The following is a 23,770-nucleotide window of genomic DNA, read 5'->3' as shown; positions in this document are numbered from 1 at the left end:
AAGGGGGGGCGAAACGATTCACGGCAACACTCCTTGTCGCGGGCGCAGGAAACGGAAAGGGTGCCGGCCTGCCGCCCGCGGCGGACCGGCACCCTGCAGATCGATCAGCGCAGGGCCAGGGTCAACAGCAGTGCCCGCGCGGCATTGAAGCGGTCCTCGGGCAGCGGCAGCGGATGCTTGACGCGCAGCTTGTCCGGGCCGTCCATGGCATAGAGGTTCGGTTGTTTCTGGATCAGCTGGATCACCGCCATCGGGTCGATGTTCGGCTTGGATTCGAACACGATGCGGCCGCCGTTCTCGCCCAGGTCCAGCTTGCGGATGCCCAGCGTATTGGCCTGCAGCTTCAGTTCGGCGATGGCGAACAGGTTCTTGGCCGCATCCGGCAGCAGGCCGAAGCGGTCGATCATCTCCACCTGCAGCTCGCGCAGCGCATCGTTGTCGCGCGCGCTGGAAATGCGCTTGTACAGCGTCAGGCGGGTGTGCACGTCCGGCAGGTAGTCGTCCGGAATCAGCGCCGGCACGTGCAGCTCGACCTCGGCGCCGCGCACTTCTTCACCGGCATCCAGGTCGGGCAGTTTGCCCTGACGGATGCTGCGCACTGCGCGTTCCAGCAGCTCGGTGTACAGGCTGAAGCCCACTTCGGCCATCTGCCCGCTCTGGTCCTCGCCGAGCAGTTCGCCGGCGCCGCGGATTTCCAGATCGTGCGTGGCCAGGGTGAAGCCGGCGCCCAGTTCGTCCATCGAGGCGATCGCTTCCAGGCGCTTTTCCGCATCCGGCGTGATCGAACGACGGTCGGGCACGACCAGATAGGCGTAGGCGCGGTGATGCGAACGACCGACGCGGCCACGCAGCTGGTGCAGCTGGGCCAGGCCGAAGCGGTCGGCACGGTTGATGATGATGGTGTTGGCGTTGGGGATGTCGATGCCCGATTCGATGATCGTGGTCGACAGCAGCACGTTGAAGCGCTGCTTCTGGAAGTCCAGCATCACCTTTTCCAGCTCGCGCTCGGGCATCTGCCCATGGGCGATGCCGATGCGCGCTTCGGGCACCAGCTCGGACAGCTCGCGCTGCATGCGGCCGATGCTCTCCACGTCGTTGTGCAGGAAATACAGCTGGCCACCGCGTGCCAGTTCGCGCTGGAACGCTTCGCGCAGCAGCGCGTTGTCCCACTGGGTGATGAAGGTCTGCACCGCCAGCCGGTTCGGCGGCGGGGTGGCGATGATCGACAGGTCGCGCAGGCCGGCCATGGCCATGTTCAGCGTGCGCGGGATCGGCGTGGCGGTCAGGGTCAGCAGGTGCACGTTGGCGCGCAGCGCCTTCAGCGCCTCCTTCTGGCGCACGCCGAAGCGCTGCTCCTCGTCGACGACGACCATGCCCAGGTCCTTGAACTTCACGTCCGGCTGCAGCAGGCGATGAGTACCGACGATGACGTCGATGGTGCCGGCGGCGACCTTTTCCAGCTCGGCCTTGATCTCCTTGGTGCTCTTGAAGCGCGACAATACTTCGACCTTCATCGGATAGTCGGCGAAGCGGTCGCGGAAATTGCGGTAATGCTGTTCGGCCAGCAGCGTGGTCGGTACCAGCACTGCCACCTGCTTGCCGGCACTGGCCGCAGCGAACGCAGCGCGCACGGCGACTTCGGTCTTGCCGAAGCCCACGTCGCCGCAGACTACGCGGTCCATCGGCTGGCTGCTGGCCAGGTCACGCAGGGTGGCGTCGATGGCGGCCAGCTGGTCTGGGGTTTCCTCGAACGGGAAACCGGCGGCGAACGGCTCGTACATCGCGCGGTCCACCTGCAGTGCCAGTCCGGCACGCGCCTGGCGGCGGGCCTGGATCTCCAGCAATTCTGCGGCCACATCGCGCACCTTCTCGGCGGCCTTGCGCTTGGCCTTGCTCCACTGCTCGCCACCCAGTGAATGCAGCGGCGCGGTTTCGGCGGAGGCGCCGGAATAGCGGCTGATCAGGTGCAGCTGTGCGACCGGCACGTACAGGCGGTCGCCCTTGGCGTACTCGATTTCGAGGAACTCGCCGGGCATGCCGCCGACGTCCATCGCGATCAGTCCGCGGTAGCGGCCGACGCCATGGTCCTCGTGCACGATCGGCGCGCCTTCGGTCAGCTCGCCCAGATCGCGGATGATTGCTTCCGGCTCTCGTCCGGCGCGGCGCGTGCGGCGGGTGCTGCCGGCGCGCTCGGGGAACAGCTGGCGCTCGGTCAGCACCGCAATGTGCGGCGCATCCAGGGCGAAGCCGTCTTCCAGCGGCGCTACGGCAATGGCGAAGCGTTCGTCGCTGGCCAGGAAGGACAGCAGGTCGGCCACCACCGGCGGCTTCAGCGCGGCAGCCTGCAGCACTTCCAGCAGGGCCTCGCGACGGCCGGGCGAATCGGCGGCGATCAGCACGCGGCCAGGGTAATGACCAAGGAAGGATTTCAGCGCATCACCGGCCGGTGCCTCGCGCGCGGCCACCGGCAGCGGCGGCAGCGGCCGGTCGCCCAGCGCATGCGCCTCGGCGATGCGCGCGTGATCGGCAGCCCATACCTCGATGCGCGGTGCGTCGTTCAGACGTTCGCGCAGCAGGTCCGGCGACAGGTACAGCGCCGACGGTGGCAGCAGCGGTCGTTCAACGTCATGGCGGCGTTGCTCGTAGCGCTCGCCGGTCTGCGTCCAGAACGTCTCTGCCGCTTCAGTGGCACCGACGCAGACCACCGGCAGGCTGCCGGCAGGCAGGTAGTCGAACAGGGTGGCGGTGCGCTCGAAGAACAGCGGCAGGTAGTACTCGATGCCGGCCGGGGCCAGGCCCGATTTCAGGTCCTGGTACAGCGAACTGCGCCGGGTATCGACGTCGAAGCGCTCGCGCAGGGTCGCCAGCACCCGGGCGATGCTGGCGTCGTCCATCGGTACTTCGCGGCCGGGCAGCATGTGCACCGCTTCGACCTTGTCCAGCGAGCGCTGGCTTTCCGGATCGAACGCGCGGATTGAATCGATGTCCTCGTCCAGCAGTTCCACCCGCAGCGGCTCGTCGGCGCCCATCGGGTAGACGTCAAGCAGGCCGCCACGCACGGCGAAATCACCCGGGTCCATCACCTGCGGCACGTTGCGGTAGCCGGCGCTTTCCAGGCGACGCTTCTCCGCTTCCAGGTCCAGGCGCTGGCCGACTTCAAGATTGAAGCTGCCGCCGATGACATAGCTGCGGGGAGCCAGCTGCTGCAGCAGGGTCTGCACCGGCACCACCACCAGGCCGCGCTTCAGCGTGGGCAGGCGATGCAGGGCCGACAGGCGCTGCGAAATGATGTCCGGGTGCGGGCTGAAGCGATCGTAGGGCAGCGTCTCCCAGTCTGGGAACGCCACCACCGGCAGGCTTGGATCGCCTCCCAGCAGGGTATGCAGATCCGCTTCGATCTGGTTGGCACCGTGGTTGTCACGGGCCACCACCAGCAGCGGTGCGTCATGCGTGCGCGCTGCCTGGGCCAGATACCAGGCCAGGGCAGTGGGCGAGGCGGGGGCGCGCCACCAGGCGCGAAGCTGGCCGGCACGTGGCAGCGGCGGGGCGGGGTATTGAGTACGCGACATGAACCGCGGATTTTAGCAGAAGCCCCCGCCTGGCCCATGATCGTTACGTGACCGGGGTAGCGCCGGGCCGTGCCCGGCGAGCGCAGCGGTCGGATCAACATCGCCGGGCAGGGCCCGGCGCTGCCGTCAGTTGTCCAGTTCCAGCACCATCCGCACCAGGCCTTCGGCCCCGTTCGGATGGGGGACCGGCTTGAAGCCCAGCGAGGCGGCCAGCTGCTTCATCGGCTCGTTCTCGGCGGCGACATCGCCATACAGGCGGTCCAGGTACTTGCCGCGGCCCCATTTCACCAGCTTGCGCATCAGCTGGCGGCCCAGGCCCTGGCCGATCAGGAAGCGGCTGATCAGGATCGCGTACTCGGCTTCGCGGGTGCCGGGGATGATCGAGGCACGGGCCACCGCGCCGACCACGGCCTCACCGGCCGGCAGCGACTCGGCGGCGACCAGGGTGATCTCGGTCTTCGGGTTGGGATGGGTCAGGCGCTGGGTGGTTTCCGGTGACAGCTCGGTCACCGATTGCAGGAAACGGTCGCGGATTTCTTCCGGCCCGAACAGGCTGAAGGCGGCCTGCAGCGGCGCGCCATCTTCGGGGCGGATGGGGCGGATCAGCAGCTCGTGGCCGCTGGGAGCCTTGAAGATCTCATGCCAGGGCGGCATGCGGTTGCGAGTGGCCATACCGGGTGATTCCTTGGTGGTCCATCGATTGTGTCATCACCGGGGCTGCATTCCGTGAACGAAAGGCTCACGGTCGTACAGCCTCGTGAAGGCCCCTATTCGGCCGTCTTCAGCCAGTCCAGGCGGGTGCTGGCACCGGGTTCGCCCAGATGCTGGCGCAGGGCCGGCAGGGCCGGGCCGACCACGCGGTCGAACTGCCAGGGGGCATTGAGCACCAGCATGCCGCTGCCGTTGAGGCGCAGCGGGGAGTCGTCCGGGCGGACCAGGAACTCGATGGTCATCGCCGACTTCACCGGCAGTGCGGTGGCCTTGCGCAGGAAATGCAGGATGGTGCGGCGCTGCTTGATCGGGAACCAGACCGCACAGGTGGCCTGCGGCCAGCGCGCCAGGGTCTCGGCCAGCGCGGCAAGGATCGCCTGGTACTCGGCGTCCTGGGCTTCGTAGGGCGGGTCGATCAGGACCAGGCCGCGGCCGATCTTGGCACCGTTGGCCTTGGGCGGCAGCAGCGAGCGCAGCAGCGCGTAGCCGTCACCGGGGTGCACGCCGACGCGGCTGTCATGGGCGAACAGGGTCTTCAGCGAAGCGGCCTCATCCTCCTGCAGTTCGCACACCGCCATGCGGTCCTGCGGGCGCATGGCCTGCGCGCTGAGCAGCGGCGAGCCGGGGTAGGCGATCATCGCGCCGACTGGATTGTCGGCCTGCACCGCCTTGAGGTAGCGCTCGACCACCTCGGGCAGCTTGGGCTGGGCCATCAGCCGCATGACCCCGGATTCGGCTTCCAGGGTCTTGCGGCTTTCTTCGCTGGCCAGCAGGTAACGGCCGGCACCGCCGTGGGTGTCGAGCACGAAGAACGGGCTGTCCTTGCGCTTGAAGCTGTCGATCAGGGCCAGCTGCACGATGTGCTTGAGGACATCGGCGTGGTTGCCGGCGTGGAAGGCGTGGCGATAGTTCATGGGCGGCAGTGTACGGGGCAAGGGCCGCAGCGGCTATGCTGCGCGCCATGACAGCCCCTGTTACCCATGTCCTGGTGGTCGAAGACGAAGCGGCCATCGCCGAAACCGTGCTCTATGCGCTGCGCAGCGAAGGCTACGCTGCCAGCCATTGCCTGCTGGGCGGGCAGGCGCTGCAGCAGCTGCAGGCCGGCGATATCGACCTGGTGGTGCTGGATGTCGGCCTGCCGGACCTCAGTGGTTTCGAGGTCTGCCGCCGGCTGCGGGCCCTGCCGGGGCCGGTGGCGCAGGTGCCGGTGATCTTCCTGACCGCCCGCAACGACGAACTCGACCGCGTACTGGGCCTGGAGCTGGGGGCGGACGACTACATGGCCAAGCCGTTCTCGCCGCGCGAGCTGGTGGCGCGGGTGCGTGCCCGGCTGCGGCGTGCCACGCCCGCTGCGGTGGCGCCGTCCGTCGAGAGCGGCTGGCTGGAACACGGTGCCTTCGCCATCGATCGCGATGGCCGCCGCATCCGCTTCCAGGGCCATGCGCTGGACCTGACCCGCTACGAATATGCGTTGCTGGAGGCGCTGCTGCAGCGCCCCGGCGCGATCCTCAGCCGTGCCCAGTTGATGGACCGTGGCTGGGACAGCGCCGCCGACAGCGCCGACCGCACCGTCGACACCCACGTCAAGACGCTGCGCGCCAAGCTGCGTGCGGCCGGCGCCAGCGGTGAGCCGATCCGCACCCATCGCGGCCTCGGCTACGCCCTGGAGGTCTGACGCGTGCGTCTGGTCCTGAAACTGTTCCTGGGGTTCTTCCTGATCGTTGGCATCGCCGCGTTCTTCGTGATGCGCGTGTTCGTCAACGAAGTGAAGCCGGGCGTGCGCCAGGCGATGGAATCGACCTTGGTGGATGCGGCCAACGTGCTGGCGGAAATTGCCGCCGCCGATGTCAAGGCCGGCACAATCCGCAATGGCACCTTCACCCGCAACCTGGCCAAGGCCCGGCAGCGCGACCTGAAGGCGATGGTCTGGCGCTTCCCCAAGCGTGCACTGGACTACCGGGTGACGATCACCGACGCCAAGGGCATCGTGATCTACGATTCGCTGGGCCGCGACGTGGGCCGCGACAATTCGCGCTGGAACGATGTCTATCGCACCCTGCGCGGCGAATACGGTGCGCGCTCCAGCCCGGAAACGCCGGGCGATGACAGCAACACGGTGATGCACGTGGCCGCGCCGGTGTACGACCCGGCTGATGGCAGCACGCTGATCGGCGTGCTCAGCCTGGCCCAGCCCAACCGCAGCATCGATCCGTTCATCGCCGCCAGCCAGCGCGCCATCATCGAACGCGGTGCGTGGCTGATCGGCCTGTCGGCGCTGGTGGGCGTGCTGGTGACGATGTGGCTGACCAACGGCCTGGGCCAGCTCAGCCGCTATGCGCGTGCGGTCAGCGCCGGTGAACCGGTGCCGCCGCCGAAGCGGCGCAGCGACGAGATCGGCGATCTTGGCCAGGCGCTGGAGACCATGCGGCGCAAGCTGGAAGGCAAAGCGTACGTCGAGCAGTACGTGCAATCGCTGACCCACGAGATGAAAAGCCCGTTGGCGGCGATCCGCGGTGCCGCCGAACTGCTGCAGGAGCCGATGGCCGACGCCGACCGCGCGCATTTCGCACGCAGCATCGTCGACCAGCAGGAACGGCTGACCGAAACCATCGACAAGCTGCTGGCGCTGGCCGAGGTCGAGCAGCACGGCTGGTTGCAGACCCGTGATCCGATCGCCTTGCCGGTGCTGCTGCAGGAAGCCGCGGCGGCGGCGCAGGTACGCGCGCAGGCCGCGGGTGTCGAGCTGCATATCGAGCAGGTGCCGGATCTGCGCGTGCAGGGCGATGGTTATCTGCTGCGACAGGCACTGCACAACCTGATCGACAACGCCGTTGCGTTCTCGCCACCCGGGGCACAGGTGCAGCTGGATGCCCAGCTGGACGGGCAGGGCGTACGCCTGCAGGTTGCCGACCGTGGCGCGGGCATTCCCGATTACGCACGCGAGCGCGTGTTCGAACGCTTCTATTCGCTGGCCCGGCCCGGCACCGGCCGCCGCAGTTCCGGCCTCGGCCTGCCCTTCGTGCAGGAAGTCGTGCGCCTGCATGACGGCCGCGCCAGCCTGCAGCCACGCGAAGGCGGCGGCACCGTGGCCAGCCTGTGGCTGCCGCTGGCGATACCGGGCCAGCGTCTGCGGCGCTGACTTCACACCCGCTTCAAATTCGCCACAAACCCCGCTCACCGCAGCCGTCCATCCTGCAGTCCTCTCCAACGAGGACGGACGATGAAATCCCTGAAGATGCTGCTGCGGTTCGCCATTGTCGGCGGCCTGATCCTGCTGCTGCTGATCCCGCTGTTCCTGATCCGCAGCGTCATCACCGAGCGCAGCGCCTATCGCGAAGAGGCCTACTCGCGGGTGGCCGAAAGCCGCGCCGGTACCCAGCGCGTGGTCGGACCGGTGCGCGTGGTGCCGTGGTCCAAGCGCGAGCAGGTGGAAGTGGTCGATGCGCAGGGCAACAAGAAGACCGAGCTGCAGACCACCCAGGGTTACTGGTTGCAGCCGCCGGCCACCCTGCAGATCAGCGGCGAGCTGCTGCCCAGCCAGCGCTCGGTCGGCCTGTTCAAGGTGCCGGTGTACAGCTGGAATGGCCAGCTCAAGGCGACCTTCAGCGAGGACGACTACCCGGAGCACGATGGCATGACCTATGGCGAGGCCTACATCGCGCTGGGCGTGTCCGATGCGCGTGGCCTGGTCGGTACGCCGAACCTGCGGGTTGATGGAAAGCAGGTCAAGCTGCTGCCGGGCGTGGCCGGCGCATCCGCACTGGGCCGTGGGCTGCATGCACCGATCGCCGGCATCGCCCGCGCCGGAGGCACCCTGGCGGCCAGCAGCGTGGAACTGGAGCTGCAGCTCGATGGCAGCCGCTCGCTGTCGGTGGTGCCGGTGGGCGATGACAACCAGATCGCGCTGCGGTCCAGCTGGCCGCACCCGTCGTTTGCCGGTGCGTTCCTGCCGAACGAGCGGCGTGTGGATGCGCAAGGCTTCGATGCACGCTGGGCGGTGTCCTCGCTGGCATCGGACGCACAGCAGCGACTGCGCGAGGGCGATGACCTGGATGCGCAGGCAGTGCAGGTTTCGCTGGTCGACCCGGTCGATACCTATACCCAGGCCGACCGCGCGTCCAAGTACGGCGTGCTGTTCGTGGTGCTGACGTTCGTTGGCTTCATCCTGTTCGAACTGATCAAGTCGCTGCGCATCCATCCGCTGCAGTACCTGATGGTCGGCCTGGCGCTGGCGATCTTTTTCCTGCTGCTGATCAGCCTGTCCGAGCACATCGCCTTCTGGCAGGCCTACCTGGTTTCCGCGCTGGCCTGCATCAGCCTGCAGGCGGTGTACCTGGCCAATGTGCTGGGTCACTGGAAGCGGGGCCTGGGCTTCGCCGCGATGCTGACGGTGCTGTACGGAGCGCTGTACGGGTTGCTGGTGTCGGAAAACAATGCACTGCTGATGGGCTCGTTGCTGCTGTTCGTGATCCTCGCGCTGGCGATGTGGGTGACGCGTCGGGTTGACTGGTACGCCCTGGCCGAACAGAAGTAAGGAGCACGCCATGGGCTGGCGCCAAGGATTGCAGCAACGGGCACGACAGGGCATTCCCGCGCTGTTGGAGGTGGATGCACTGCTGCAGGCCCATGGGGTACTGGCGGCCTTGCCGGGGGCACGGATCGCGCCCGGCCTGGTCCGCTTCCAGCTGGCCGCCATCACCTGCGAAGGATTGCAGCGGCGCGGGCTGGACGGGTTGCGGGAGGCGCGGCACGGACGCGGCGCGCTCGCCGGCAAGGTGCCCCGTTACCGGCCATGGAAGGCCGGGGCGGCGGCGTTGTCGGAGATCGGCATCGAGGGGCTGCCGGCAGACTGGCCGGAACATGCGGCGGTGTTTGGTTGCAGCAGCATCGACCAGCGGCATTGGCTGCTGCTGTTGCCCGAACGCGCGCAGCTGTGGCTGGGGTGGACGGGGTGACAGCGGAAGGCCCATCCACGCGTGGCGTGGATCTACGGGGCCTCCGGTGGGTGCGGACCTTGGTCCGCACCGCTCTTCGGTGGGAAGGCGCCATCCACGCGTGGCGTGGATCTACCCGATGCCCATGACCGATGGGACGGGGGCCGGGCGCCCCGGCTGGCTAGACTCGAGCGGATGATGATCGAGCCGAAGGGCAGGGGTGCGGCGTGTTGACGTGGAGCGGGCTGAAGTGGGGCGTGCTGGCAGTAGCGCTGGCGATGGGTGGCAATGCGGTGGCGCAGCAGCGCGAGCCGGTGGACCTGGACATGGTCGGCAGGATCCGCCAGCAGGCGTTCCACAAGTCGCAGGTGATGGATACCTTCAGCTACCTCACCGAACGCATCGGGCCGCGCCTGACCAACTCGCCGGCGATGGGGCGGGCCAACGCCTGGACCCGCGGCAAGTTCAGCGAATGGAAGCTGGACAATGTCCATGACGAAGCCTTCGACGAATTCGGCCGTGGCTGGGAATTCACCTCGGCCAGCGTGGAAATGCTGGGCGATCGCGTGCAGCCACTGCATGCGCTGCCCAAGGCGTGGACGCCGGGTACCAACGGTCCGGTCGAGGGCGACCTGCTGCAGGTGGACATCAAGAAGCCCGAGGACATCGAGAAATATCGCGGCAAGCTGCGTGGAAAGATCCTGCTGCTGGGCGAGGCACGCGAATACAAGCGCGGCACCGACGCCGATTCGCACCGGCACGACGCCACCTCGCTGGAAGGCCTGCAGGAATTCACCCTGCCCAAGGACAAGGACGTGGCCGCCGACCGCGCAAAGCGGGTCAAGGAATACCAGGAGAAGCAGGCGCTGGCGGCGAAGGTCAACGCATTCTTCGTTGAAGAAGGCGCGCTGGCCTCGATCAGCATCAGCAGCTGGGACAACGGCATCATCCGCGTGGCCAGTGGCGGTTCGCGCAAGGCCGGTGAAGCGGTCGGCATTCCCGAACTGGCGATGATCGCCGAGCACTTCAATCCGCTGGTACGCGCGCTGGAAGCCAAGCAGAGCGTGCGCCTGCGCGTGGATGTGGCCGCACGCTTCACCGACGAAGCCGACCAGCCCGGCTACAACACCCTGGCCGAGATCCGTGGCAGCAGCAGGCCGGACGAGGTGGTGATGATCGGCGCGCACCTGGATTCCTGGCACAGCGGCACCGGCGCGGCCGACAACGCGGCCGGCGTGGCGGTGATGATGGAGGCCATGCGCATCCTCAAGGCCAGCGGTGCCAAGCCCAAGCGCACCATCCGGGTTGCGCTGTGGAGTGGCGAGGAACAGGGACTGATCGGTTCGCAGGCTTACGTGGCCAAGCACTTCGGTCGATTCCCCGAGCCCACCGACCCGGCGCAGAAGGCGCTGCCGGCCTCGCTGCGCGAACCGACCGGTGCCCTGCAGAAGACCCGTGACTACGGCAAGTTCCAGGTCTACTTCAACATGGACAACGGCTCGGGCCGCTTCCGTGGCATCTACGCACAGGAAAACCTGGTGGCGATGCCGATCTTCGAAGCCTGGCTCGCCCCGTTCCATGACGTGGGTGCAACCACCGTGGCCACCCGCAACACCGGCAGCACCGACCACATCAGCTTCGACCGCATCGGCCTGCCGGGCTTCCAGTTCATCCAGGACCGACTGGACTACTTCAGCAACGTCCACCACAGCCACCTGGACACCTGGGACCACGCCGAACCGGAAGACCTGAAGCAGGCCGCCGCCATCGTCGCCTCCTTCGCCTACCACGCCGCCATGCGCGAGCAGCCGTTCCCGCGCAAGCCCGAGCCCTGAAAAGGGGACGGAGGGCTGGTAAAATCGGGGGATACCCGTTCCTCGAGTCCTCCATGACCTGCCGCACCCGCTTCGCCCCCAGTCCCACCGGCTACCTGCATATCGGTGGCGCCCGCACCGCGCTGTACTGCTGGCTGGAGGCCCGCCATCGTGGCGGCGAGTTCGTGCTGCGCATCGAGGACACCGACCGCGAACGCAGCACCCAGGGCGCGATCGACGCGATCCTGGAAGCGATGGAGTGGCTGGGCCTGGACTACGACGAAGGCCCGGTCTACCAGACCGACCGTGTCGCCCGTTACCGGGAAGTGGCCGAGCAGCTGATCGCCGAGGGCAAGGCGTACTACGCCTACGAGACCCGCGAGGAGCTGGATGCCATGCGCGAGGCCGCCATGGCCAGGCAGGAAAAGCCGCGCTACAACGGCGCCGCGCGCGATCTGGGCCTGCCGTACAGGGACGACCCGAACCGCGTCATCCGCTTCAAGAATCCGCTGGAAGGCACGGTGGTGTTCGATGATCTGATCAAGGGCCGCATCGAGATCGCCAACAGCGAGCTGGATGACATGGTGATCTTCCGTCCGGACGGCTACCCCACCTACAACTTCGCGGTGGTGGTGGACGACTGGGACATGAAGATCTCCGAAGTCATCCGTGGCGACGACCACATCAACAACACTCCGCGCCAGATCAACCTGTACGAAGGCATCGGCGCACCGGTGCCGAAGTTCGGCCACATGCCGATGATCCTGGACGAGCAGGGCGCCAAGCTGTCCAAGCGCACCGGCGCGGCCGACGTGATGCAGTACAAGGACGCCGGCTACCTGCCTGATGCGCTGCTGAGCTACCTGGCCCGGCTGGGCTGGTCGCACGGCGACCAGGAACTGTTCAGCCGGCAGGAACTGATCGACCTGTTCGATGTGAAGGACTGCAATTCCAAGGCCTCGCGCCTGGACATGGCCAAGCTGGGCTGGGTCAACCAGCACTTCCTGAAGACCGAGGAGCCGGCCGCGATCGCACCGCACCTGGTCTACCAGCTGCAGAAGCTGGGCCTGGACGTGTCCGCCGGCCCGGCGCCGGTGGACGTGGTGATCGCCCTGCGCGAGCGCGTGCAGACCCTGAAGGAAATGGCCGAGAAGGCTGTGGTCTGGTACCAGCCGCTGAACGAATACGATGAAGCGGCCGTGGCCAAGCACTTCAAGGCCGGCGCGGAACTGCCGCTGGGCAAGGCCCGCGAGCTGCTGGCAGCCCTGCCGGAGTGGACCGCCGAGGCCGTTGGCGTGGCCCTGCACGATGCAGCCGCCGCGCTGGAAATGGGCATGGGCAAGGTCGCCCAGCCGCTGCGCGTGGCCATCACCGGCACCCAGGTCAGCCCTGACATTTCCCATACCGTGTACCTGGCCGGCCGCGAGCAGGCCTTGAAACGCATCGATGTGGCCATCACCAAGGTAGCAACGGCCTGAGCCCTGCGGCCCACGCCCGAACTGGAGAACGCGCATGTCCGCCAAAACCGCCTGTACGGCCCCGCACCACCATGTCCACGACGCTTCGGATTTCGTGGCGGTGGTCGAGCGTGTCTCGCGCGAGCGCGGGCTGCGCCTGACCCCCATCCGCGCCAACGTGCTCAAGCTGATCGCCGAGGCCGGCAAGCCGGTCAAGGCCTACGAGCTGCTGGAGTGGGTGCGCAACGGCAAGGGGGTGGGCGCTGACGCCCCGCCCACCGTGTACCGCGCGCTCGACTTCCTCATGGCCAATGGCTTCGTGCACAAGCTGGAATCGGTCAACGCCTTCGTGGCCTGCCACCACCCCAGCAGTGCGGCCCATTCGGTGCCGTTCCTGATCTGCAACAGCTGCCACAGCGCGGTGGAACTGGAAGACCGCGAGATCGTGACCCAGCTGGAAAAGCGGGCGAAGGAGCTCGGCTTCCAGCCGCAGGCACAGACATTGGAAGTGCACGGGCTCTGCGCCCGCTGCGCAGGCTGAGGAAGGGCGGGATTGGGGTCAGATCCCTTTGCCAGTGGCAAAGGGATCTGGCCCCATTTCACAACAATGCAGCCGAGCATGGCTCGACTCCACCGGGCCGGCGCCCTAGTCCATCGGCTTGGTCGCGGTATCCACCCGCACGATCACCGACATGCCCGGCCGCAACCGCGCCGCCAGTTCCTGGTCCCCGTTGATCGAGATCCGCACCGGCAGCCGCTGCACCACCTTGGTGAAATTGCCGCTGGCATTGTCCGGGCGCAGCACGCTGAACTCCGATCCGGTGGCCGGCGCGATCTGCTCCACGCGTCCGCGCAGCACCTGGCCCTGGAACGCATCCACCGAGAACGAGGCGGGCTGCCCGATCTTCATCTGCCAGGTCTGGCCTTCCTTGTAGTTGGCCACCACCCACAATGCATCGGGCACCAGGAACAGCAGCTGCGAACCGGCGGCTACGTACTGTCCCACGCGCACGCTGGCTTCGCTGATCTGTCCATCGCGCGGCGCATGGATCACCGTATTGGCCAGGTCGATGCGGGCCAGCTCAAGCTGTGCCTGCGCGCTTTCCACCTGCGCTTCCAGGCTCTTGCGCGAGACCTGGGTCGAGACCAGGGTTTCTTCGGCGATGCGGATCTGCGCCTGCGACTGCTGCACGCTGGCCTGCGCCGAGGCCTGGCTGGTGCGGAACTTGTCGCGGTCGTTGATCGACACCAGCTGCTGCGCCGCCAGTTCCTCGTAGCGCTTGGCCTCGCTGCGCGAGCGCTGCAGCTCGGCCTGGCCGGCCGACAGCGCGGCCTGTGCCGCAGCGATCTGCGCGCGGTTCTGCGCCTGCGACTGGTCCGAATTGGCCAGGGCCGCGCGCGCGCTGTCCAGCGTGGCCTGCGCCTGCGCCACCCGCTGCGCGTAGATGCGGTCGTCGATGCGCAGCAGCGGCTCGCCCTGTTTCACGTGCTGGAAGTCCTTCACCAGCACGTCGGTCACATAGCCGTTCACCTGCGGCGCCATCACCGTGATCTGACCGCGCACGTAGGCGTTGTCGGTCACCATCACGCTGCTGGTGAACGGCCACAGGTGCCAGGCGCGCAGGATCAGCGCGATGCCCAGCAGGGCCACCACCACCATCACCACCACGCTGCGCGAACTCGGCTTGAGGTACTTCGGCGCGGCGGCGGGCGCGGCCGGCGTCGCCGCCGGCGCCGCATCGGTGGGCGGCGGCGGGGTGACGTTCTCGGCAGCGTCGGTGTCGTCTGGACGGGGCGGGACGGGAGGCATGACGGTGGACTCAGCGCGGTGCCGCGGTGGCAGCCGCAGCGGGGGAGGAAGGATGGCGCTTGCGCCATTGTTTGCGTACGGCGGTACGCAGCGACAGCAGCAGCAACCAGCACAGGAAACCGATTGCCAGCCAGCCGCTCAGGGTGAACACATCGTTGAAGCCTCGCACGTTGGCTTCGCGGCGGGTGGTCTGTGCCAGCTGCGCGCTGCCCTGGGCACTGCGCAGCACCGGGTCGGTGATCTGCGCTGCGTACAACTGCTGCTGGATGCGCAGGCGCTGTGCCACCACCGGGTCGGCTGGATCGAGCTGGCTGGTCAGCGCGCTGGAATACAGCTGCTCGCGATGCAGCTGGAACGTTCCCAGCACGGCCGAGCCGGCCAGTCCGCCCAGCGTCTGCGTGATCGACAATGTCACCAGGAAGGTGATCATGTGGTCCACGCCCTGTTTCAACGCTGCGGAAATGCCGAGCATGATCAGCGGGCCCATGAACATGCCGGCGCCCACCGACGCCAGGAACTGGCTGATGTAGAAGTCGTGCGGGCGATCCAGGCTGGTGCGGTGCTGGTCGAAGAACGCGGCGGCACCCAGCAGCAGGATCGCCATCAGCAACTGCGCAATCAGGCGCTTCGGGCCGAAGGTCAGTGACGCACCGGCGATGCCGGTGACCACGCCGGCCAGGATCACCACGAACAGCGGCCGCATCTGGTCCGGTCCCATGCCCAGCGTGCGCATCAGGTTGACCACGCCGTAGGACTGTTCAGTGGTCAGGAAGCGGATCAGGAAGGCGCCGACGATGAAGTGCATCACCGGCAGGGTCGACAGCCAACGGATCTGCAGCAGCGGGTTGCGCCGGTAGTGTTCGATGATCAGTGCGGTGGTGGTCAGCACGATGGAGGCGATCAGCGCCCAGCCCAGCCACGGCGTGTTCAACCACCAGCGCGTGTAGCCCTGGGCCAGCACCACCACCAGCAGGGCGACGGCGGGCGCGAGCAGGGCGAAGGTGAGGAAATCCAGCGGTTCGAAGGCTTTGACCTGGATGCCTGGCGGCAGCTTCAGCACGACCACGGCGGCAAACGCGCACAGCGCCAGCCCTGCTTCGAACGAGTACAGCTGGTGCCATTGGCCGGTATCGACCAGGCCGGGCGAGACGATCCAGGCAATCGGCACCGCCAGCTGCGACAGGCCGACGCCGATCACCAGCAGGTTGCCGGTGAATCGCCGCGGCAGCGCCTGCAGCATGTACAGCGTCCCCAGCGTCGAACAGGCCGCGCCGGCGAAACCGCTGGCGGCGCGGGTCAGCATGGTGGTCTCGAAACTGCCGACGAACAGGTGCAGCACCGCCAGCGCCGCATACAGCCCCAGGCCGATCTCGGCGAACAGGCGGATGCCGTACTGCTGGCGGAACTTGAAGGCCAGCAGGTTGGCGGTCACGTTGACCATGGCGTAGGCAGCCACCAGCCAGCTGCCCTGGGTGGGGGTGAGCGCCAGTTGGCCCTGCAGGAAGGGCAGGTTGGCCGTCACCAGCGCATTGCCGAGGCCACCGGTGATGGCCACCAGCAGCGACACCAGTGCATAGGCTGCACGCCGATAAGGCGGGTGCCAGGGCATCGACGCCGAACCGGGCATGGTCGGCTTTTCGTGCTCCTCCCAATCCGGAACTGGCTTGAGGTACGGCTGCACCATCAGCGTTCCCCGCTGGCTGCTCCCTGGAGTCCCCCGCGCAGCAGCTGCAGGGCACGCCCGGCCAGCTGGGCGCGCTCATCGCGGGTCTTGCCGCGCAGGGCCGCCCCCAGCATGCCCGAGATCAGTGAAATATCCGTCTTCTCCAGGTCGGGCCGGCACAGGCCAGCGGCCTTGGCGCGGGCAATGGGGGCTTCCAGCAGGTCGCGCACGGTCTCGCGTGCGGTGCGCATGGCCGGCACGTCCGAATCGACCGCGCGCCAGTAATCGGCCAGAGCCGGCGAATCGACGATGCGCTGGGCCATGCCTTCGAACACCTCGAACAGGGCGTCGTCGCGGTCGCCAAGCTGCTCGACCTGGCGGCGGATGCGGTCGACCGTGCGCTGCAGCAGCGCCTGGATCAGCGCGGTGCGGTCAGGGAAGTTCCGATACAGGGTGGCGCGGCCGACTTCGGCGCGCTCGACCACCAGGTCCAGCGGCGCGGTGACGCCGTGTTGGCCGAACACATGGTCGGCAGCATCGAGGATGAGGGCTCGGCGGGCAGCGGCATCGGCACGTTGGGTGGTCATGGCTTTATTTTCGGACACAAATGTCCGGATGGCGAGAGACAGATGGCGACGGGATTGTCCGCTTGTTGTCGTACGCACATCTTTGTGACGGATGCGTGATGGCGGATGGGGCGCAAAAAAAACGGGAGGCCACGCGGCCCCCCGTAGATCCACGCCCTGCGTGGATGCACTTCAGTAGATCCACGCCATGCGTGGATGCACTTCAGTAGATCCACGCCATGCGTGGATGCCTCATCAGAAGAACGCGCGGATCCCGAAGGCGACACCACGACCCGGCAGCGGCGAGTAATCCTTCAGCAGCGAGGTATGCGGACGCACTTCGCGGTTGGTCAGGTTGCTGCCATCCAGGAACAACTCGTAGCTGTTGCTGTCGCTGCGGTCCCAGCGGTAGGCCAGGTGCGCATCGACCAGGGTGTAGCCGTTGCTCGGCTCCTCGTTCTGCGCAACGTCCTTCTGCCGGCTGTAACGCACCGCGCCCACCGAGGCACGCCAGCCATCCTTCGCCCAGCGCAGGTCGGCGCCGACACGGGCCGGGGCGATGCGCGGCAGGTAACCGGTGTTGGCCAGTTCTACGCTGTAGTTGTGGTTGTGGTCACCGTGCGGCACGGCGATGTCCAGGGTACGGCTGCCGTTGCCGTCCAGCTTGGCCTGCACGTAGTCGCCGAACACGCGCAGGTCCCAATCACCGGCGCCGCCTTCGAACAGGTGCACCAGCGCTTCGGCCTCGGCGCCCTTGAACACCGCGTCCTGCTGGGTCCAGGTGCGCACCGGCAGGCTCTCGGTGATGCCGGTGTCGGCCAGGTAGATGAAGTCCTTGAATCTGGTCTGGTAGATCGCGGCAGAGAAGTCCAGGCGCTCGCTGTGGGTGTGGATGCCCAGTTCGATGCGCTGGCCGCGCTCGGTCTTCAGGTTGGCATCACCGATTTCCAGCGAACGGGTGGCGATGTGCGCACCGGCGGCGTACAGCTCCTCGTTGGTCGGTGCACGCTCGGAGCTGTCCACGCCGATGCGCAGGTCGACCGCATCGTTGAGCTTCCAGATGCCGGCGGCAGACAGGTTGGTGGCGTCGAACTTGCGGCGGCGGTAGTCGCCGGTCGGGTCCAGCTTGACCTGGTCGTGGCGACCGCCCAGTTCCAGCTTGAACGGGCCGAACTGCTTTTCCTGCAGAACGAACAGGCCGATGTTCCTGGTTCCGGTATCGGGCACGAACGCTTCTTCGCCCTTGGCGCCGAAATCGCTGTTGCCGAACTGCAGGCCGAAGGCGCCGTCCCAGCCGCCGATCTGCTGCTGCACCGCTTCCAGGCGGCCTTCGATGCCGCGGTTGGTGAAGCGGGTGGACGGCGTGCCGGCTTCCAGCTCCACGTGTTCGTAGTCGGTGTAGGCCACGCGCGCGTTGACGTTCTTCAGGAACGATACCGGGTTGTAGATGCCGGCCTTGGTCTCGAAACGGTTCTGCACCATGTCGATGCGCACGTCGTGCTCTTCACCTTCCTCCTCCTCGCCATGGTCGTGGTCGTGATCATGGTCGTGGCCATCGCCGTCGGCATGCACGTGGGCGCCGTTGGGGATGCCGTAGTTGGTGCGGTAGGTGCTGGCCGAGGCGCCGAAGTAGCCGCCTTCGCCCAGCCAGGTGGCGCCGACGCCACCGGCGCGGGTGCGGATGGAACTGTTGTCCAGGCGGCCGCGACGCGGCTCTTCGCCTTCCTCGCCCGCGTGGTCGTGGTCATCGTGGTGGTCCTCCAGGCCGTCGATCACCGCGTAGCCGGGAATGCGGAAATCATCGCCATTGCGCACCAGGCCATCCACGTGCAGCACGACATTGCCGCTCACGCCGTCCAGGCGGAACATGCCGCTGCGTTCGTCGTTGACCGAATTGCCACGCAGTTCGGCGCGGCCGCTGAGCGGACGGTCCGGCAGTTCGCGCGCAATGCGCCCATCGACCACGTTCACCGCGCCGCCGATCGCGCCGCTGCCGAACAGCAGCGTTGCCGGGCCTTTCAGTACTTCGATCTGGTCGGCCAGGAACGGCTCGATGCTGGTGGCATGGTCGGCGCTGACGGTGGAGGCGTCCATGTTGCCCATGCCGTTGGACAGCACGGCCACGCGCGGACCTTCCTGGCCACGGATGATCGGGCGGCCTACGCCGGGGCCGAAGAAGGTGCTCTGCACGCCGGGCAGCTTGGCGACGGTGTCACCGAGGGTGCCGGCCTTCTGCTCGTCCAGGCGCTCACCGGCCAGCACGTCAACCGGGCGCGCCAACGATTCGGCATCACCCTGCAGCGGCGACGCAGTGACCTGCACCGCGGACAGCTCGGTCAGGTGGCGGTCACGATGCGAATCATCGTCGGAGGCCGCAAAGGCGACCGAGGGCAGCAGCGCAGCGAGCGCCAGGGCCAGGGAATGCGGCTTGAGGCGAGGGTGACGGGAGGGCATGGGCGGTCCTTTGTTACATTGTATCAATTGGGTGGCGCACGAATCCCGTCGGCGGGACAGGGGGAAGGGAACCGTGCGGGTCGGGAAACGATGTTATATTATTCCATAACGATTCGTCGCCCTGCTGGAAGTCATGCCTTTGCCCTCACGCCTGCGCCACCTGCTCGATCGCTTCGGCGCCACCGGTTCGATGCTGTGCGCGGTGCACTGCGCGGTCATTCCGCTGCTGCTGGCCGCTGCCCCCTCGCTTGGCCTGTCCTTCTGGCTCAGCGATGGCGTGGAGAAGGCGCTGGTGGTGTTCGTGACCCTGCTGGGCTTGTTCAGCCTGGTCTGGGGTTACCGGCGGCACGGCGCGCTGCGTGCGCTGGCATTCCTGATTCCCGGCCTGGTCGCGTTGTGGGCCGGCGTGCTGTACGACCCGCTGCACCACAACGCGGTGCCGCATGCGGTGGTGATGACCTTGGGCGGGCTGCTGGTCGGCATCGCGCACCTGGTCAACCTGCGCCTGAACCACGGCCACGTGCATGACGCCAGCTGCGCGCACTAGGCGCTCCGTGGTAGGCTTTCCGATCGTGCGCGGGGGCGCCCAGCAAGGCGGCCCCGCCGAACCCGTGTCAGTACGGGGTAACCAGATTTCACATTTGAGGAGTTGAAGACATGGGTAAGGGTGACCGCAAGACCGCCAAGGGCAAGCGCTACAACGCCAGCTACGGCAACGCCCGTTCGCACACCGCGAGCAAGGTCGCCGTAGGCGCCGCCGCCCCGGTTGCCAAGAAGACCGTGGCCAAGGCTCCGGCGAAGAAGGCTGTGGCCAAGAAGGCAGTGGCCAAGGCCGGCTGATCCGCCGACCGACCGGTCCAAAGAAAAACGCGGCGCTCGGCGCCGCGTTTTTTTTTGACCATGGCCAGGGCATGGCGCCGCGATCAGCGCAGGGTTTTCTGCAGCGTCTGCGCGTTGCCATCGTTGGCTGCTTCCGGCACCTGCAGCAGGTGCGCCAGCAGCGGGTAGACGTCGACATTGTCGAAACCGTCGATCACCAGGCCTTGCCGGAATGAAGGTCCCCGGGCGACGAATACTGCGCGCATCGACGGCAACGCGTTGTCGTAACCATGCGAGCCGCGATCGGCGTGCTCGCGCTTGGCGATCTTCTCGCGCGTCAGCGCGTCCCAGCCTTCATCCATCTGGCAGACGATGGCGGGCACGCGCGGATGGGTGCCGTAATGCCAGCGGGCCGGCAGGTTCTCCTTCTTCCAGCATTCGTAGTGTGCGTGGCGACCGAGCAGGGCACGCTCGGCCTCTGCTTCGCGTCCCAGCTCCGGCGCGAAGCCGACCGACTGGCCTGCGCTGACGTTGCGCGCGATGGCAGGGTCAACCATCGATTCGAGGGCGATCACCTGGCCCTCCGGTACCGACGCCATGCCGTGATCGGAGACCACGATCACGTTGGTGCTGTCGGCCAGGCCGTGCTGCTGCAGGCCATCGAGCACCTGGCCGATGATCTGGTCGGCACGCACGATGGCCTCGGTGTACTGCCTGGATTCGGGGCCAAAGTTGTGGCCGGCCTTGTCCACGTGCTCCATGTACAGCGTGGTCAGGCGCGGCGCATCGGCATCGGTCTGCGACAGCCAGTCGAGCACTGTCTGCGCACGCTGCTCCAGCGGTTCCTTGGCATCGTAAATACGCCACTGGCTGGGCCGTGTGCCCTGGATCTCGGCTTCGCTGCCCGGCCATGAGGTGGTGGCGGTGCGCACACCGACCTTTTCGGCACCCACCCAGATCGGTTCACCGCCCCACCATCCGCTGGTGGTCACCGCAGTGCGGTCGTGCAGCGCGAAGCGACCGAGCGCGGCATCGTCCATGCTGTTGTTGATGATGCCGTGGTGGTCCGGACGCAGGCCGGTGACCAGTGTGTAGTGGTTGGGGAAGGTGAGCGAGGGATAGGAGGGCGTCATCCAGCGCGCACGCACGCCGCCATCGATGATTCGTTGCAGGTTCGGGGTAAGCCCGCGATCCAGCGCATCGGCGCGCAGCCCGTCGATGGAGATCAGCAACAGTTTCGGCGGGCTGGCGGGCGGCGTATTCGCTCCCGCGGCAGGTGCAGCGATGGTTGTCGAAGGCGAAGGCGTGGTGGTGCAGGCGGCCAGGGGCAGCAGCAGCGCCAGCGTGCAGGTCAGGCGTACGGAAGTCATCCGGCCATGATAATCCGCAGCAATGACGTACCCAAGACACGCCATCGCGCCTGTGGCGTGCTGGCGTGTCCGCGCATTTCACCTTATCCCCGCGCCTTTGGCGCGCCCCCTTGAACAACAAGGGGGCTCTTCTCCAGACAGATTACGGATGCTTCCATCCACGCATGGCGTGGATCTACCGTCACCGGGAAGGTGTCGAAGGCGGGGTGAATGAATCTGTGGGGGCGTGAGCGCCATGGATGGCGCGATCGAGCCTACAGGGACGTACTTGCGGCGTCCCCCGCAGATTCATCCACCCCGCCAAACCCACAGTCAATCCCGAGCCGGCTGTTGCTTCGGCTTTTGCTGTTGCTCCGGCTTCAGCGGGTGCAGGGCGCAGCCCTGCCTCCAACCCTCATGCAAACAGCGGTGCCTGTCGCTGCTCCAGCCGCAACAACGCTGCCTTGGTTTCCAGGCCGCCACCGAAGCCCGTCAACGTACCGTTGCTGCCGATCACGCGATGGCACGGCAGCACGATCGGCAACGGATTACGGCCATTGGCCGCGCCGACCGCACGGGTCGCCGTCGGCTGACCCAATTGCTGCGCCAGCTGCAGGTAGCTCCAGGTCTGGCCGAAGGGAATCAACGCCAGCGCATGCCAGACGCGCAGTTGGAACGGCGTGCCATGCGGTGCCAGCACCAAGTCGAAACCGCTGCGCTCACCGTGCAGGTACTGCAGCAACTGCTCGCGCGCCTCCGGCAATGCGCCTGGCGCGTAATGCCAGTGCTCGCGGCCGCGCGCAGGATGGCGGTTTTCCGGGAACAGAACGTGGGCCAGGCCATTCTCGTCCCCGGCGATGGTCAGTTCACCGATCGGTGTATCGAAGCGATCGAACAACAGGTTCATGAGGGTTCTCCAACGAACGTGCCGGACAGGTGCCACAGATGCAGCACGGCATAGGCGCGCCACGGGCGCCATGATTGCGAACGGGCCTCGGTGGCGCGTTCGCTGAGGCGCTGGCCCTGCGCGTGGCCCAGCACCTGCTGCAGCACCAGGTCACCGCCGGGGAAGGCATCAGGCTGGCCGAGCCCGCGCAGGGCAATGTACTGCGCCGTCCACGGGCCGATGCCGGGCAGGGCCACGCAGCGGGCGACGAATTCCTCCAGTGCCTGGCCCGGCCCGAAGTCCAGCTGGCCGCTGGCGCAGGCTGCGGCGAGGGCGCGCACGGTGGCGGCGCGGCTGCGTGGCAGGCCGATCGATTCCAGCGACGCGTCGGCCAGTACGTCCGGCGCAGGAAACTGACGGTCGAATTCGGACGGCATGCCGGGCAGGTGCGCACCGTAGGCATCGACCAGCCGGCGCGCGAACGTGGTGGCCGCGGCCACGCTGACCTGCTGGCCCAGCACCGCGCGCACGCCCACCTCGAAGCCGTCCCACCCGCCAGGTACGCGCAGGCCAGGGCGCTCGGCGATGCCGCGCGCCAACAGCGGTTCATCGCCCAGCGCTGCGTGCACCTGCTGCAGGTCGGCGTCCAGGTCGAACACGCGGCGCACGCGGCGCACGATGTCCGGGATCAGGCGTGGGTCGACCGCGCCCAGTTGCAGGCGCAGCTCGGGCCGCTTCGGGTCGGCGGTGACGCGCAGCAGGGCGGGGCGCTCGGCGGTGCCCAACACGCGCTGGTAACTGTCTTCCCCGATCAGCTCGATGCCGGGCAGGCTGCGCTTGCGCAGGAAGGCCAGCATGCGGGGGAAATCCAGTGGCGGTCGGTAGCCCAGGCGCAGCACCAGCCCGCCATCGTCGGCGGCCAGGGGATGGTGTTGGCGGCGCAGTACGGTAGGCGCCATTCCGCAGCCCTGCAGGAATGCCGTATTGAAGCGGCGCAGGCTGTTGTAACCAGCGGCCAGTGCCACGTCGGTCACCGGCAGCGTGGTTTCGGTCAGCAGCTGCTTGGCCAGCAGCAGGCGATGGGTTGCGTGGATCTGCCCTGGCGTTGCGCCCAGCCGTTCGACGAACAGGCGTTGCAGCTGGCGTGCGCTGAGGCCGATCTTTCCTGCCAGCTCGGCCACCGGCTGGTCCTGCAGGAAGCCGGCATGGATCAGCGCCAGGGCCCGCTGCACGGCCTGTCCGGCCAGCGCCTGTTGTGCCAGCGGGGCCAGCTCGGGGCGGCAGCGCAGGCAGGGGCGATAGCCGGCGGATGCAGCGGCAGCAGCCGTGGGGAAATAGGTGATGTTGCGTGGCTTCGGTGGCGGCGCTGGGCACACCGGCCGGCAATAGATGCCGGTGCTGCGCACGGCGGTGAAGAATACGCCGTCGAAGCGCGCATCACGGGCCAGGCGGGCGCGATCACAGGCGGCAGTGTCGAGGGCGAGTGCGGTATCCATGTCGCCAGTCTAGGCGCCTGCGGGCGGTAGTACTCGCCATATTCGGACATGGATGCTGGAGGGGCCTGGCCGGGCTGCGCCCGGCACCCTCAGCGGCAACAGCAACAGCAACAGCAACAGCAACGGCAACGGCAACAGCGGGCTATCCGTGGGATGGCGGGGTGGGTCCGGTTGCAGGGGACGCTGCAAGTACGTCCCTGTAAGCTCGGTCGCGCCATCCATGGCGCTCACGCCCCTGCAAC

The 23,770-nt window shown here is 67.4% G+C and carries 19 protein-coding genes; 9 read left to right on the top strand and 10 right to left on the bottom strand.

Annotated features, from left to right (window positions below; translation table 11 throughout):
* Positions 1 to 104: 104 nt before the first annotated feature.
* From mfd to rlmJ, 3 genes are all read right to left on the bottom strand, one after another.
* Entirely contained in the window at positions 105 to 3,569 is a 3,465-nt protein-coding gene (gene mfd, locus TEP_RS13305) for a transcription-repair coupling factor (RefSeq protein WP_132825583.1), read from the bottom strand.
* Positions 3,570 to 3,695: 126 nt separating this feature from the next.
* Positions 3,696 to 4,241 (bottom strand): GNAT family N-acetyltransferase, encoded by a 546-nt coding sequence (locus tag TEP_RS13300; RefSeq protein WP_025879325.1) that lies wholly within the window; start codon positions 4,239 to 4,241, stop codon positions 3,696 to 3,698.
* Positions 4,242 to 4,336: 95 nt separating this feature from the next.
* The gene (gene rlmJ, locus TEP_RS13295) at positions 4,337 to 5,194 is read right to left on the bottom strand and encodes a 23S rRNA (adenine(2030)-N(6))-methyltransferase RlmJ (RefSeq protein ID WP_132825582.1); all 858 of its coding nucleotides are present in this window, start codon (positions 5,192 to 5,194) and stop codon (positions 4,337 to 4,339) included.
* Between the two features lie 35 nt (positions 5,195 to 5,229).
* Between rlmJ and creB the strand changes: the two genes are divergently transcribed.
* The 7 genes from creB (at position 5,230) to TEP_RS13260 (ending at position 13,026) form a co-directional block, all read left to right on the top strand.
* Positions 5,230 to 5,955: a two-component system response regulator CreB gene (gene creB, locus TEP_RS13290; RefSeq protein ID WP_132825581.1), complete on the top strand. Its 726-nt coding sequence runs from the start codon at positions 5,230 to 5,232 to the stop codon at positions 5,953 to 5,955.
* A 3-nt stretch (positions 5,956 to 5,958) separates the two neighbouring features.
* A complete protein-coding gene (gene creC / locus TEP_RS13285) occupies positions 5,959 to 7,419 on the top strand; it encodes a two-component system sensor histidine kinase CreC (protein ID WP_132825580.1) in 1,461 nt (486 codons plus the stop codon).
* An 81-nt stretch (positions 7,420 to 7,500) separates the two neighbouring features.
* Positions 7,501 to 8,814 carry a cell envelope integrity protein CreD gene (creD, locus tag TEP_RS13280; RefSeq protein ID WP_132825579.1) on the top strand — a complete coding sequence of 438 codons (1,314 nt, stop codon included), beginning with the start codon at positions 7,501 to 7,503 and terminating at the stop codon, positions 8,812 to 8,814.
* 10 nt (positions 8,815 to 8,824) lie between these two features.
* A complete protein-coding gene (locus TEP_RS13275; RefSeq protein ID WP_132825578.1) occupies positions 8,825 to 9,235 on the top strand; it encodes a hypothetical protein in 411 nt (136 codons plus the stop codon).
* 257 nt (positions 9,236 to 9,492) lie between these two features.
* On the top strand, positions 9,493 to 11,049 hold the full coding sequence (locus tag TEP_RS13270; RefSeq protein WP_132826537.1) for a M20/M25/M40 family metallo-hydrolase: 1,557 nt from the start codon (positions 9,493 to 9,495) through the stop codon (positions 11,047 to 11,049).
* Between the two features lie 53 nt (positions 11,050 to 11,102).
* A complete protein-coding gene (gltX, locus tag TEP_RS13265) occupies positions 11,103 to 12,506 on the top strand; it encodes a glutamate--tRNA ligase (protein WP_132825577.1) in 1,404 nt (467 codons plus the stop codon).
* Positions 12,507 to 12,540: 34 nt separating this feature from the next.
* The gene (locus TEP_RS13260) at positions 12,541 to 13,026 is read left to right on the top strand and encodes a Fur family transcriptional regulator (RefSeq protein ID WP_025879333.1); all 486 of its coding nucleotides are present in this window, start codon (positions 12,541 to 12,543) and stop codon (positions 13,024 to 13,026) included.
* 105 nt (positions 13,027 to 13,131) lie between these two features.
* Here TEP_RS13260 and TEP_RS13255 read toward each other — a convergent pair whose 3' ends face one another.
* The 4 genes from TEP_RS13255 to TEP_RS13240 all read right to left on the bottom strand — a co-directional run bounded on the left by TEP_RS13255 (position 13,132) and on the right by TEP_RS13240 (position 18,978).
* Positions 13,132 to 14,295, bottom strand: a complete 1,164-nt coding sequence (locus TEP_RS13255; RefSeq protein ID WP_132825576.1) for an HlyD family secretion protein — start codon at positions 14,293 to 14,295, stop codon at positions 13,132 to 13,134.
* Between the two features lie 10 nt (positions 14,296 to 14,305).
* Positions 14,306 to 15,979 carry an MFS transporter gene (locus TEP_RS13250; protein WP_025879335.1) on the bottom strand — a complete coding sequence of 558 codons (1,674 nt, stop codon included), beginning with the start codon at positions 15,977 to 15,979 and terminating at the stop codon, positions 14,306 to 14,308.
* Positions 15,979 to 16,545, bottom strand: coding sequence for a TetR/AcrR family transcriptional regulator (locus tag TEP_RS13245; protein WP_025879336.1), 567 nt, complete (start codon positions 16,543 to 16,545; stop codon positions 15,979 to 15,981). Before TEP_RS13245 ends, TEP_RS13250 begins: the two co-directional genes overlap by 1 nt.
* Positions 16,546 to 16,779: 234 nt before the next feature.
* Positions 16,780 to 18,978, bottom strand: coding sequence for a TonB-dependent receptor (locus tag TEP_RS13240; protein ID WP_132825575.1), 2,199 nt, complete (start codon positions 18,976 to 18,978; stop codon positions 16,780 to 16,782).
* Between the two features lie 133 nt (positions 18,979 to 19,111).
* On the opposite strand from TEP_RS13240, the gene TEP_RS13235 reads away from it, so the two are divergent.
* Together TEP_RS13235 and TEP_RS13230 are read left to right on the top strand one after the other, a co-directional pair.
* On the top strand, positions 19,112 to 19,525 hold the full coding sequence (locus TEP_RS13235) for a MerC domain-containing protein (protein WP_025879338.1): 414 nt from the start codon (positions 19,112 to 19,114) through the stop codon (positions 19,523 to 19,525).
* Between the two features lie 110 nt (positions 19,526 to 19,635).
* Positions 19,636 to 19,818: a 30S ribosomal protein THX gene (locus tag TEP_RS13230; protein ID WP_025879339.1), complete on the top strand. Its 183-nt coding sequence runs from the start codon at positions 19,636 to 19,638 to the stop codon at positions 19,816 to 19,818.
* Between the two features lie 83 nt (positions 19,819 to 19,901).
* Here TEP_RS13230 and TEP_RS13225 read toward each other — a convergent pair whose 3' ends face one another.
* The 3 genes from TEP_RS13225 to TEP_RS13215 all read right to left on the bottom strand — a co-directional run bounded on the left by TEP_RS13225 (position 19,902) and on the right by TEP_RS13215 (position 23,528).
* Entirely contained in the window at positions 19,902 to 21,167 is a 1,266-nt protein-coding gene (locus tag TEP_RS13225) for an ectonucleotide pyrophosphatase/phosphodiesterase (RefSeq protein ID WP_132825574.1), read from the bottom strand.
* Between the two features lie 394 nt (positions 21,168 to 21,561).
* Complete coding sequence (locus tag TEP_RS13220) at positions 21,562 to 22,053, bottom strand: methylated-DNA--[protein]-cysteine S-methyltransferase (protein ID WP_088100443.1); 492 nt, start codon at positions 22,051 to 22,053, stop codon at positions 21,562 to 21,564.
* Positions 22,050 to 23,528 carry a DNA-3-methyladenine glycosylase 2 gene (locus TEP_RS13215; RefSeq protein WP_132825573.1) on the bottom strand — a complete coding sequence of 493 codons (1,479 nt, stop codon included), beginning with the start codon at positions 23,526 to 23,528 and terminating at the stop codon, positions 22,050 to 22,052. Before TEP_RS13215 ends, TEP_RS13220 begins: the two co-directional genes overlap by 4 nt.
* Positions 23,529 to 23,770: the final 242 nt, after the last annotated feature.

The organism is Stenotrophomonas sp. TEPEL (assembly GCF_004348785.1).
GTDB lineage: Bacteria > Pseudomonadota > Gammaproteobacteria > Xanthomonadales > Xanthomonadaceae > Stenotrophomonas > Stenotrophomonas indicatrix.
The sequence above is the reverse complement of the archived record's forward strand: the minus strand, read 5'-3'. Positions and strand labels throughout refer to the sequence as shown.

Bases quoted from the DNA above. Each gene is read 5' to 3' on its own strand.
- TEP_RS13240 (WP_132825575.1), bottom strand. From the start codon at position 18,978: ATGCCCTCCCGTCACCCTCGCCTCAAGCCGCATTCCCTGGCCCTGGCG.
- creB (WP_132825581.1), top strand. From the start codon at position 5,230: ATGCTGCGCGCCATGACAGCCCCTGTTACCCATGTCCTGGTGGTCGAA.
- gltX (WP_132825577.1), top strand. From the start codon at position 11,103: ATGACCTGCCGCACCCGCTTCGCCCCCAGTCCCACCGGCTACCTGCAT.
- TEP_RS13275 (WP_132825578.1), top strand. From the start codon at position 8,825: ATGGGCTGGCGCCAAGGATTGCAGCAACGGGCACGACAGGGCATTCCC.
- TEP_RS13215 (WP_132825573.1), bottom strand. From the start codon at position 23,528: ATGGATACCGCACTCGCCCTCGACACTGCCGCCTGTGATCGCGCCCGC.
- TEP_RS13230 (WP_025879339.1), top strand. From the start codon at position 19,636: ATGGGTAAGGGTGACCGCAAGACCGCCAAGGGCAAGCGCTACAACGCC.
- TEP_RS13260 (WP_025879333.1), top strand. From the start codon at position 12,541: ATGTCCGCCAAAACCGCCTGTACGGCCCCGCACCACCATGTCCACGAC.
- TEP_RS13250 (WP_025879335.1), bottom strand. From the start codon at position 15,979: ATGGTGCAGCCGTACCTCAAGCCAGTTCCGGATTGGGAGGAGCACGAA.
- TEP_RS13255 (WP_132825576.1), bottom strand. From the start codon at position 14,295: ATGCCTCCCGTCCCGCCCCGTCCAGACGACACCGACGCTGCCGAGAAC.
- TEP_RS13245 (WP_025879336.1), bottom strand. From the start codon at position 16,545: ATGACCACCCAACGTGCCGATGCCGCTGCCCGCCGAGCCCTCATCCTC.
- TEP_RS13270 (WP_132826537.1), top strand. From the start codon at position 9,493: ATGGGTGGCAATGCGGTGGCGCAGCAGCGCGAGCCGGTGGACCTGGAC.
- TEP_RS13225 (WP_132825574.1), bottom strand. From the start codon at position 21,167: ATGACTTCCGTACGCCTGACCTGCACGCTGGCGCTGCTGCTGCCCCTG.
- rlmJ (WP_132825582.1), bottom strand. From the start codon at position 5,194: ATGAACTATCGCCACGCCTTCCACGCCGGCAACCACGCCGATGTCCTC.
- creD (WP_132825579.1), top strand. From the start codon at position 7,501: ATGAAATCCCTGAAGATGCTGCTGCGGTTCGCCATTGTCGGCGGCCTG.
- TEP_RS13220 (WP_088100443.1), bottom strand. From the start codon at position 22,053: ATGAACCTGTTGTTCGATCGCTTCGATACACCGATCGGTGAACTGACC.
- TEP_RS13235 (WP_025879338.1), top strand. From the start codon at position 19,112: ATGCCTTTGCCCTCACGCCTGCGCCACCTGCTCGATCGCTTCGGCGCC.
- TEP_RS13300 (WP_025879325.1), bottom strand. From the start codon at position 4,241: ATGGCCACTCGCAACCGCATGCCGCCCTGGCATGAGATCTTCAAGGCT.
- mfd (WP_132825583.1), bottom strand. From the start codon at position 3,569: ATGTCGCGTACTCAATACCCCGCCCCGCCGCTGCCACGTGCCGGCCAG.